This is a genomic window from Peribacillus sp. YIM B13481, from assembly GCF_042787985.1.
Classification (GTDB): Bacteria; Bacillota; Bacilli; order Bacillales; family DSM-1321; genus Peribacillus; species Peribacillus simplex_A.
The window spans coordinates 41,032-51,168 of the sequence record NZ_JBHZPE010000037.1; the positions used below are offsets into that span (position 1 = coordinate 41,032).

Here is a 10,137-nt window from a genome sequence, read left to right on the forward strand (position 1 = left end):
CTTAAAAAAGAATATATCCAAAATTTCGTGTCCCATTCCTCTCAAATGAATCATAAGGTGTCACTCAATTAAAGATATAGCTTTCTTTGGAAACATTAATGTAAAAAAATCCAGTCCATTACCCTATCATTACCACTTGCCTTTAGCTTCCGCACAAACGATTCATTAGTACATGTTCACCCTTTAGGGCAATCACCTGTTTGAACTTTCAAACTCCATTTAGATAAAAAAAACCCTCCATTTGGAGAGCTTTTTAACCGACCAGCAGGCGGTTAGTACAATGTGCCAGGGATTCATCTCTAATGAAGGTAAATAAATCCTGATCGATAAAAGGGACTAATCCTTCTGCGATGTTCCAGGCATTGACCTCTATTTGATAAAGGATTTCTGATTTTCCTGTATTGTATAGCTCCTCACTCAGCAAAGCAAGGTCGGGGTCTAACGCGTGTCCCATCTCATGTGTGAGAATCACCCATGTATATTCCTCGAGCCTCTGAAGCGAGCCTAGGGAGCGTTCACACTGAATTTCGATATCTCTCCTATACAAAGTGATCGTATGCCCTTCGGCAGAATATTTTCCCCCAACACATCGTCTATCAGGAAACTCCTTTTCGATGATTAACTCTAGGGAAGAATCATGGTGGCCTATAAACTCATTCATATTCAATGACTTCACTCTCTTTTTTATAGTTTAAATCCCATTATATTTTGGGGATGATCAAATCATTCCTATTTTGGCGCAATACGGGACTGGATAGATGAATTACTTGATTTTCAGTAAAGTGTTCCACTACATGTCGATGACACGTAAAAAAGAAAATTTGCCGCTTTTCCGATACCTTTTTCAATAACTCAAGCGTCCGTTTTGTCCTTTCCTCATCAAAATTGACGAAACTATCATCAATGATGAGAGGGAATGAATCATTTTCAAAAGTATGATCAGCAAGTGCGAGCCTTAGGGAAACATATATTTGCTCTGCTGTCCCGCGGCTGACCTCTTCAACCCTGAAACTCAAGCCATCACTTCGCTGTACCCAAATTCCTTCTCCCGACTGGTCAAGGATGATTTTTCGATAGCTTCCATTCGTTAAAAAGGCAAAATGCCGCTCTGCATCGGCGATGACCTTCGGAAGGCGTTCCCTTTTATATCGGTCCAAGGTTTTATTCAATAAGCTTTTGGCTATTGCCAATTTCGCCCATTCCTTTGCTTCTTCGTTAAACGCAGCCCTGTCTTCATAAAAACGATGAAGTAGGTCATCATGAATCCCTGAAGCTTCAAGCTGTTTTATCCTATGCTTCGCATCCGACTGTTTCTCTAATAAAAGTGATTTCACCTTTACAGAATCCTTCCGTTTCCGTTCCAAGTTTTCAAATGTATATGTGGTGATCCCCTGTTTTAGGTAAGTTTGGATTTGATCAGGCAGCATTCTCGATTGTCCAATTTGAATGGTAATCAAATCAAGTTGTTTTTGGAAAGTGATTTTCTTTTCGGACAAGGCGGCGTCATGTCTGAACTCTTCCTCACCCTTTACATTCGCTATCTCAAAAAGCTGTTCCATTTCCGCATCGAGATAGTCTTTTTCCATCGTCAACTGCTCGATTTCGTTCGCCAAACGACTCCGTTCCTGCATCCATTGCGTTAATTGAACGGAGAATTCAACCGTTTTATTCATTTCCCGTTTCAAAAGGCTAATCGCTTCCCGCCATGTGGCAGGTTCGAAATCAAGGCTGTATGCAAAATGAAATAAAGCCTTCGATTTACCTTCAAACTCTGTATGTAGAAATTGGAACCGCTTGATTGTTTCATATTTTCTGTCAACGGCTTCCTTCCATTTCTCAAGCAGTTCAAATACAGATTCAAGATTGTATTCCATTCCGGGATAAGACATGCCCCAACCGCTTAGAATGCCTCTCACCTCTTTTTCCAATCGGTCCCTGCCAGCTTCCCAAGCGGTATATTCCTGAATCGTCGATTCAAACGCTTCCTCTCTTTCTTCATACTTGAACCTTTCACTTTCAAGCCGCCTTTGGAGACGTCGGTCCAGTTCAAGCAACTGTCCTATCGACTCCCCTTCATTCACTCGATTGGTTTCACTTCCAATTGCAGCCCTTTTCCTTTTCATCACATCCAATTGCCGGATATACCCTGACAATATATCATCACCTTTGAAGAGGGACCTGGAAACCGCAAACAGAACAGCCATGGCTAGAAGTATAATTCCCAACAAAATCTGTTCACTGAAATAACTTCCAATCGCACCTAAACAAAGAAGTACTATTAAACTGCCATTCATGATAAGTGAACGTTTACGGTTATGCGCTTCCTTCTTTCTCTGTAAAGCCAATTGCTTTTCAAGCTCGAGTATTTGTTCATCAAGAATAAGGGATTGTGCTGCTTCAAATTCGGTGTTATTCTGCTTGTTGTATAAGGACTCCAGCTCGATTCTTTTTTCATCTGGCAGTAACTGGGCCTTTATCTCCTTCAAGCGGGATTCTGTAGCTTCCAGACTTCCCTTTTGCTGTCCATATTTCTCATCAAGCTGTTTTTTATCATTTTGAAGTTGATGCTTTTCCCTCTCCGTCCTTTTGACCTTTTCCTTCATAAAACTACTGATATCAAGTTTTCTTATTTCATCATCAGAAACATCCAAGAATAATTGCTGCTTCACCTTTTCGATATTCTTTTCTTCCATCAGCCTATCATGTTCCGCTCTTCTTATATCCAGCTCAAGCTTCTCCAGCAATGTTCCTTGATCGATAGCATGCTCAATCTGATCTTTATGTTCCTTGATGAAAGGATTGATTTCGATTTCCGTGAGATTCCCTTCAAGTTTGGCCATCTTATCCGTCAATGCGGCCAGTTGGGCTTTCATGGGCATTCCAACTGCCTGAAACTGTTCAAGTCTTTTTAAACCATCGACAGGAAAACTTACATCCTTGATTTTACTTATTTCGGTTTCAAGGTCCTCCTGTTCTTCAACCAAGGGCTTAATTCGCAGAAAAGTACTCACGTTAACAAGGTTTTCTTCAATCTCTTGAATATCTATCGTGACTTTAGAGAGCTCCTCCTTAAGTTTTGCTTCTTCCTGAAGTAATGCCGTATATGACTGCTGTTCTTCTTCTGATGCTTTTACCTTTTTCTGCAATTCCTTAAGTTCTTTCAACCTCACATTCAGTAAAGGCTTTTGGCCTGATGGCTTGAACCTTAAATCAAGCTCCTTTTGCAATTTCGTTTCGGCTTCAAGAAGTTTATCATTCCCAATAAGCCCAGCTGAAAGCAGATATTTACTCATGGTCCCTTCACTTAGTGTATGTAATCCCTGCAGACCTTGAAGGTCGAAAGAAAAAATGGCTTGGTAATAGTTTTTATCAACGCCATGGAGAATTTCATTCAATTCTTCCTCACCGCCAACCCTTCCATCTTCGAAGGTCAATTTCACATCACCAGTAGCTTTTCCCTTCACACGCTCAATGACGATTTCCCCATCATTTTTTGTTATGAGACTGAGCCTTCCCCCATATTTGGCATGCATTTTGGGCTCGTAACGCGGTTCGTTTTGAACCTTTGTCGGAAAACCAAACAGCATACTATGAATGAAGGACATGATCGTTGACTTGCCCGATTCATTTTCCCCAAAGAAAACCTGCAGCTGTCCCAATTCAGGAAAACGCTGATTTTCCAGTTTGCCGTAACCATAAACATGGAGGTCTTTAATAATCAAATCCGTTCCTCCTCCCTACATTCATTTATTCGCTTCAAAAACTTGCAAAAGCCATCTTTCCGCTTCATCCAAAAGCTCCCTCTGCTCTTCCGGCTCTATTGAATCAAGAAACCTTCTTGCACCCGGATGAATATAAAGCGGGGCCAGAGCAGCATCCGTATCATCAAATTCAGATGCAAGCATCGATACCTCAGCCATAAAGGGCGATATTCTTTCATTTGACCTAATCATCGGCATGGAATGGATGACTTTGATTTTATACACCCAGATAAACGATTCTCCTTGCTCCTCATCCTGCAAAATCTGGTTTAATTCCTCAAGATATTCCCCGGAAGGGCCTGCTGCGTCACCTGCATCCAGCTTCAATTCCAAAAGAAAGCTTCTCCCATCGAAACCCTTCTGTTCAACTACTTCCTTGCATTGTTTGAGCAGGGCATCAAATCCACCTTCCGCGGATATTTCAATTGTTTCGCTTTCCCATATCACCTCAGAGGTCTCAATAAAGGAACGGCGCTTCGTGTCTCCGTCAAATTCGACGAGAAGGCACCCTTTAACGCCAGATTCCTTTCGATTCCTGCCTTGAATATTCCCTGGGTAAATCACCAGCGGATCTTCTGATACTACCTGATGTTTATGAATATGGCCTAATGCCCAGTAATCGAAATCTTTAGCAGCTAGTTCCTTCAATGAAAAAGGGGCGTATGGGCTATGTTCGGAATTGCCTTCCAAATTCCCATGAAGCAGACCTATATGATAATCGGCCCCTTCAGCTTTTATGTAGGTTTCAATCATTCTCTCCCTTACGTGACGGCGTGGATAACTGAATCCATAAAGGTGGACAGTCGTCCCATCGATTTTTTCAAACCGTTTCACTTCCGTTTTCCCTGAAAATACGTGGACATTATCCGGCAGCTCCACAGTAGTCCATGAGCCGCTGAGATGATCATGGTTACCATGAATGATATAAGCAGGGATCTGATGCTGCTGGAGTTTTTCCATTTCAGCTCGAAACCGGACCTGTGTCCGGAGACTCCGATTTTCCCCATCAAATAGATCCCCCGATAACACGATAAAGTCAACCTGATGGGAAATTGCTTCATTAATGATAGTTTTAAAAGCTTTAAACGGACTGTCCCTTAATCCCTTTAATATAGATGTCGGCATATCCTTCAACCCTGAAAAGGGACTATCCAAATGGAGATCTGCCGCATGAATGAACTTCACACCGCTCAAAGTTATCACCTCGATTTCTTTAAACATACATTTAATTTTAACACGTACAGAACATACTTTCCCATACATTATTATTTTAATCCGGCATTTGGTACCTGGTTATTCCAGTATGGGCAAATTCATTAGGAAAAAGACCGAATGGCGTGAACATTGTTTCATGCACGGCATTCGGTCTTTTCTTTATTTAAAAATATCCATACTTAAATATCGTTCACCATTATCCGGTGCAATGCATAATACTCGTTTGCCACTTCCAAGACGACGGGCTTCCTGCAGGGCAGTCCAAACAGAAGCACCTCCTGAAGGTCCAATCAATATACCTTCCTTTGAAGCCAAATCCTTCATGGTGGAAATCGCATCTTCATCTGCCGCTTGAACGATTTCATCAAATACCTCTGTATTTAAAATATTGGGGATAAAACCAGGGCTCGTACCCACTAACTTATGAGGACCAGGCTTTCCGCCGGAAAGAACTGGGGAACCCTTAGGCTCGACAACGACAACCTTTAACTCCGGCAGATGCTCTTTTAAGGCTTCACCTGTACCGGTTATCGTTCCTCCCGTTCCAGCAGTAGCGACAAACACATCCAGGTTTCCATCCATCTGATCCAAAATCTCGACTGCTGTCGTCACTCTGTGAATATCAGGATTGGCTTGGTTTTCGAATTGCTGCGGAATAAAGCTATTAGGAATCTCTGCTGCAAGTTCCTCAGCTTTACGAATGGCTCCAGGCATCCTCTCGGATGCAGGGGTGAGGACAACTTCCGCTCCGTATGCCTTTAAGATATTGATTCTTTCTTTCGACATATTATCCGGCATGACCATAATGGCACGATACCCCTTTGCAGCGGCATTCATAGCAAGTCCAATTCCTGTATTCCCTGATGTTGGTTCAATGATCGTGGCCCCGGATTGAATGATACCATCCAATTCAGCCTGCCTAATTAAGTTGAAGGCAGCCCGATCTTTTACGCTGCGGCTCGGATTGAAATATTCAAGTTTCACAAATACTTCAGCGTCACCCTCCGCTGTTAAATGATTAATCCTTACAACAGGTGTATCTCCTATCAATTCAGTGATATTATTAACGATTTTTACCGTCATTCAAAAAATCCCCCTTCGATCCATACACTTCCTACCTTTTACTCAGGTTTATTATATCATTTATGATTTTTCATTTTAAGGAGAGAATTCCTCTAGTATAAATAGGTTTTGTTTTCATTCTTTCCAAACTTAAAGGAAGAAACCATTAAATTAGTTCGATATAGTTATTTCCCATCATTCTCCAAGATATTTTGCTACTTATCAATATTCCCTGTCTTAATACATTCCCCACATAACAATAGTCAAAATTGACAGATAATGATAAGATTTTTATAACAGTACCTATCTTTAGAAAATAGACAGAATTATATTTGAAAAGGGAGTTTTTGAAAATGAGCAAAATATACAAATTAACCGTTTTTGAACCATCAGGGGAAAAACTATTGGATGAATCATTTACAGCCGAGGATGATGAACAAGCAAAAGAATTGGGACAAAATCTATTGAATGAAAAAAATTATCAAGATCATACACATCGCTGTACATCACCTTCAGGCGCGCTATTGCTGTTTCATCGCTGATTGAAACTGGAAGCGCCATCATTTAGTGCGTGATCCAGTTTTTCACATCCTCCTTTTAAACTATATAGAGAAAGGCCGTCACTTTAGGCACTTATTTTAAGTGCTCAGACTGTAGACAAACTTGATCTGACCCAATAAAGTTAGACAAATAGTTTAAGCAGGTTCTAAAACCTGAGTTCGGTATTCTATCGGACTCAGGTCTTTTAATTTTACCTTCATTCGTTTGTGGTTATAGTAATGAATATAATCATCTAATTTCTTTTCAAAGTGCTCCATGCTTTCAAACTCTTGGAGATAAAGCCATTCGGATTTTAACAAGCCAAAGAAGTTTTCCATGACTGCGTTATCTAAACAATTTCCCTTACGGGACATGCTTTGTATAATGTGGGAATCTTTTAACGTTTTTTGATACTTCTTCATTTGATAATGCCACCCTTGATCAGATTGGAGGATGACTGTATCTTCTGGTTTTAGGTGTTTAATCGCCTCATCTAACATATCTCCAACAAGTTTATAAACGTGCCGTTTCAAACTAATATCTCTTTTTAAAAATGTGATTAAGCTTACTTTAAATAAAAAAATCCGACCAATTGAGGTCGGATTTTTTTTATAATGTTTTAGCAGTATCCGCCATATCCGCCGCCGTATCCGCCGCCGTACCCGCCGGCACAACTACATCCAACAATGATTAAGAGTATAAACAATACGACTATAAAGGCGAAACCTCCACCAAATCCAATACCGCCACCGCCACAACTATTGCCACAACCTGACATATCTAAACATCTCCTTTTTGTTAAGGAAGAACTCAAATGGGTTATATAATCTTATGCCCTAATCTGGAAAAAGTTACTGATTGGCAAGCCTTTTAAATGTGCGATTCTTTACATTTAAATTAGAGAAAAAAAGGTTAAAGAAATAAAAAGAAAAATTAAAATTAAAGGAACTGACAGATAGGGGTAAATTCTTTAACCCATTTATAAATTGTTACGTCTGATACACCATATCCGCCCCTTAATTCTCTTACTGAATTACCCGAGTGATAAAGATCTACAATGTTCTTCTTGAATTCATTATTATATTTCTTCCCTGTATTCTAACGTTCCAATACGAACACGTCCTCTCAAAAATCATTGTAAGGACTTAACTAAAATACGTCCATGAAACTATACTAACTCCAACCTCTCCCCTTTTTAAAAAAGAATGCACAACACCGATGCTCTCACAAAGGAATCATACGTTTGGATTGTCAAACTAAATCAAACAACTTTTTTAAGGGATAATTTTTTATATTCTAGAGGACTTAAGTAGCCAAGAGTGGCGAACTCAGTCTTAATGATTTTAAAGGTCGCTTCCGCGACAGCGTTATCATAGGGGCAACCTTTCATACTTAGTGAACGACCAATCTCAAATATGTTTAACGTTTCGTCAATCAGTTTGTTTTTAAATTCATTTCCTCGATCTGTGTGGAAGAGCTGAATATCACGGAGGTTCCCTTTTATAGATGCAAACGCTCTTGCCACAAGCTTCACGTCCTTGATAGGTCCTGTGTTAATCCAATGATTTCACGATTAAAGAGATCGACAAAGTCACAAATGTAATGCCATTTATTTTTGACTTTGACATATGTTAAATCGCTGACCACTACTTTTTCCTCTTCTTCTTGAAGGAATTCCCAATTTAATGCCGAATAAGATTGATTGTTCTATATTAGTCTCTCCAGCAAGAATACGGTCAGGGTCTAAATTTGAAATGATTAAGAATATTTATCTTCCTTTAATCCTGTTCAATACTACTTCATCTGAAAAATATTTCAATAAAATTAAACATTATGTCAACTAATAGTATGAAAGAAATTGATAAACCCATTATTGGAGATATATTTAAATTTATTAAACTTGAACAAGAAATGCCTAAATTAATGGAGAAGAAGGAATTAATGCATTCCAGCTGTCCAACTTTGATTATCGCAGGAGAAAAAGATATCTTTTTCCCAGCCAATCGATTAAACAAAGTAGCGAGAGAAATCTATCAAATTTAATAGCATTCAAAACATTGGATATGGGACATTTTCCTTCTGAAGAACAATCAATAGAAATTAACAATGAAATTAGAGAATTTTTAAATACTCACTACGAATATCGAGTTAAATAGTATTCGAGTACACCAGATTATAAAACTTATATGCTTATTCCAGAAAAGGGCGCTTTCCGGAGTAACGAAAAAAGTCCAATTTCTCAATTTAAATGCTGAGAAATTGGACTTTTTTATATTTACTTATAGTGCAAAATAACGCTTAAAATAGATGAAAATAACTCATAAAGTGACATACAGTCATTTTCCGATGAAGTTCGGTTTTCTTTTTTCGACGAAAGCTTTTATTCCTTCTTGGTGGTCCGCTGTTTGACGCATTTTCATTTGAGCAGCTTTTTCAATCTCAAGGATCTTAATTAATAGCGGGCGATTTTTTTCACTAAGAATCTTTTTCGTTTTAATCATGGCCTGAACCGGGCTTTGCAGCCATGATTGCACCTTCTTCTCTACCGCATGTTCCAAGGTTCCGTCTGCCACTTCATGAATGAGGCCCTTTGCTTTTGCTTCAAGCGCTGTAAGCACTTTACCTTCCCAGATCAATTCTTTCGCACCTACTTCACCAAGACGGCGTTCAAGGAAAAAGTGTCCGCCGCCATCAGGGATTAATCCAATCCCGATAAAATTCATCGCAACCTTACTGTCCGAATCGGCAATAAGGTGATCGGTTGCAAGAGCTATACTCAACCCAAGCCCTGCAGCTGCACCATGAATGGCACTGATGGTCAATTTAGGCATGAAGTATAGAGTGGTCACCAATTCACTGATTCCATCCATCAGTTCATCGAAAGCGTTTTCTTTTCCAGGCGCGAGCATCATCTTAATGTCACCACCTGCGGAAAATGCTTTCCCATTCCCTTTTATAATGACGACGTCCACTTTATCATTCTCACTTACTTCCTTAAGGGCATTAATGAAATCATGCAGCATTACCGGATTTAAAGAATTCATGGCCTCTGGACGGTTCATTGCAACAGTAGCGGTCCGGTCCGAATATGTGACTAAAACAGTGCCTGCAGGTAATGTCGATTCAATACTCAATTTATTTCCTCCTCTTTTGTTCTATGAATCTATTATATAGTTTTGATGAGTTGTCAGAATAGAGCGAAAAGTTTCAATTAAACAAACATATTATCACTTCTTGATATATTTATCCTGAAGCTGATCTCGCAAAGCCCTTTTCAAGAACTTCCCAACACCCGTTTTCGGAATATCTTCCAAAAAGACCACTTCATCCGGCAGCCACCATTTTGCAAATTGCGGCTTTAAAAATTCGATGATGTCTTCTTGGGACACCTGCCCCTTGTATTCGTCTTTCAAAACAACACAAGCAATCGGTCGTTCCTGCCATTTTTCGTGAGGCACTGCAATCACCGCCGCCTCAAAGACTCCTTCATTGGCCATTAATGCATTCTCTATATCAACGGAAGAAATCCACTCACCGCCGCTTTTAATCAAGTCTTTAG

At 39.7% G+C, this 10,137-nt stretch carries 9 protein-coding genes and 3 pseudogenes; 2 read left to right on the forward strand and 10 right to left on the reverse strand.

Annotated elements, in window-relative coordinates; genetic code table 11:
• Nucleotides 1-253: 253 nt before the first annotated feature.
• The 4 genes from ACFX4X_RS18510 to cysK all read right to left on the reverse strand — a co-directional run bounded on the left by ACFX4X_RS18510 (nucleotide 254) and on the right by cysK (nucleotide 6,059).
• Complete coding sequence (locus ACFX4X_RS18510; RefSeq protein WP_377385215.1) at nucleotides 254-661, reverse strand: hypothetical protein; 408 nt, start codon at nucleotides 659-661, stop codon at nucleotides 254-256.
• Between the two features lie 40 nt (nucleotides 662-701).
• Nucleotides 702-3,722 (reverse strand): ATP-binding protein, encoded by a 3,021-nt coding sequence (locus tag ACFX4X_RS18515; RefSeq protein WP_377385217.1) that lies wholly within the window; start codon nucleotides 3,720-3,722, stop codon nucleotides 702-704.
• A 21-nt stretch (nucleotides 3,723-3,743) separates the two neighbouring features.
• Nucleotides 3,744-4,946 carry a metallophosphoesterase family protein gene (locus ACFX4X_RS18520; protein WP_284472110.1) on the reverse strand — a complete coding sequence of 401 codons (1,203 nt, stop codon included), beginning with the start codon at nucleotides 4,944-4,946 and terminating at the stop codon, nucleotides 3,744-3,746.
• A 189-nt stretch (nucleotides 4,947-5,135) separates the two neighbouring features.
• On the reverse strand, nucleotides 5,136-6,059 hold the full coding sequence (cysK, locus tag ACFX4X_RS18525; protein ID WP_089364653.1) for a cysteine synthase A: 924 nt from the start codon (nucleotides 6,057-6,059) through the stop codon (nucleotides 5,136-5,138).
• Between the two features lie 332 nt (nucleotides 6,060-6,391).
• Here cysK and ACFX4X_RS18530 point away from each other — a divergent pair, with 332 nt between their 5' ends.
• Nucleotides 6,392-6,580, forward strand: a complete 189-nt coding sequence (locus tag ACFX4X_RS18530) for a YhzD family protein (RefSeq protein WP_089364654.1) — start codon at nucleotides 6,392-6,394, stop codon at nucleotides 6,578-6,580.
• A 153-nt stretch (nucleotides 6,581-6,733) separates the two neighbouring features.
• Here ACFX4X_RS18530 and ACFX4X_RS18535 read toward each other — a convergent pair.
• The 4 genes and pseudogenes from ACFX4X_RS18535 to ACFX4X_RS18550 all read right to left on the reverse strand — a co-directional run.
• Nucleotides 6,734-7,105: pseudogene (locus tag ACFX4X_RS18535) on the reverse strand (transposase); the annotation flags it as partial.
• Between the two features lie 92 nt (nucleotides 7,106-7,197).
• On the reverse strand, nucleotides 7,198-7,356 hold the full coding sequence (locus ACFX4X_RS18540; RefSeq protein WP_081108718.1) for a YjcZ family sporulation protein: 159 nt from the start codon (nucleotides 7,354-7,356) through the stop codon (nucleotides 7,198-7,200).
• A gap of 176 nt (nucleotides 7,357-7,532) precedes the next feature.
• A pseudogene (locus ACFX4X_RS18545) lies at nucleotides 7,533-7,667 on the reverse strand (transposase); the annotation flags it as partial.
• Nucleotides 7,668-7,839: 172 nt separating this feature from the next.
• Nucleotides 7,840-8,255, reverse strand: a pseudogene (locus tag ACFX4X_RS18550) (transposase); the annotation flags it as partial.
• A gap of 156 nt (nucleotides 8,256-8,411) precedes the next feature.
• On the opposite strand from ACFX4X_RS18550, the gene ACFX4X_RS18555 reads away from it, so the two are divergent.
• Nucleotides 8,412-8,621, forward strand: a complete 210-nt coding sequence (locus ACFX4X_RS18555) for a hypothetical protein (RefSeq protein WP_377385220.1) — start codon at nucleotides 8,412-8,414, stop codon at nucleotides 8,619-8,621.
• A 293-nt stretch (nucleotides 8,622-8,914) separates the two neighbouring features.
• On the opposite strand, the gene ACFX4X_RS18560 is transcribed toward ACFX4X_RS18555, so the two are convergent.
• On the reverse strand, nucleotides 8,915-9,706 hold the full coding sequence (locus ACFX4X_RS18560; RefSeq protein ID WP_375166309.1) for an enoyl-CoA hydratase: 792 nt from the start codon (nucleotides 9,704-9,706) through the stop codon (nucleotides 8,915-8,917).
• A 99-nt stretch (nucleotides 9,707-9,805) separates the two neighbouring features.
• The coding region (locus ACFX4X_RS18565; protein WP_483878229.1) for an AMP-binding enzyme at nucleotides 9,806-10,137 on the reverse strand (332 nt) is incomplete at its 5' end.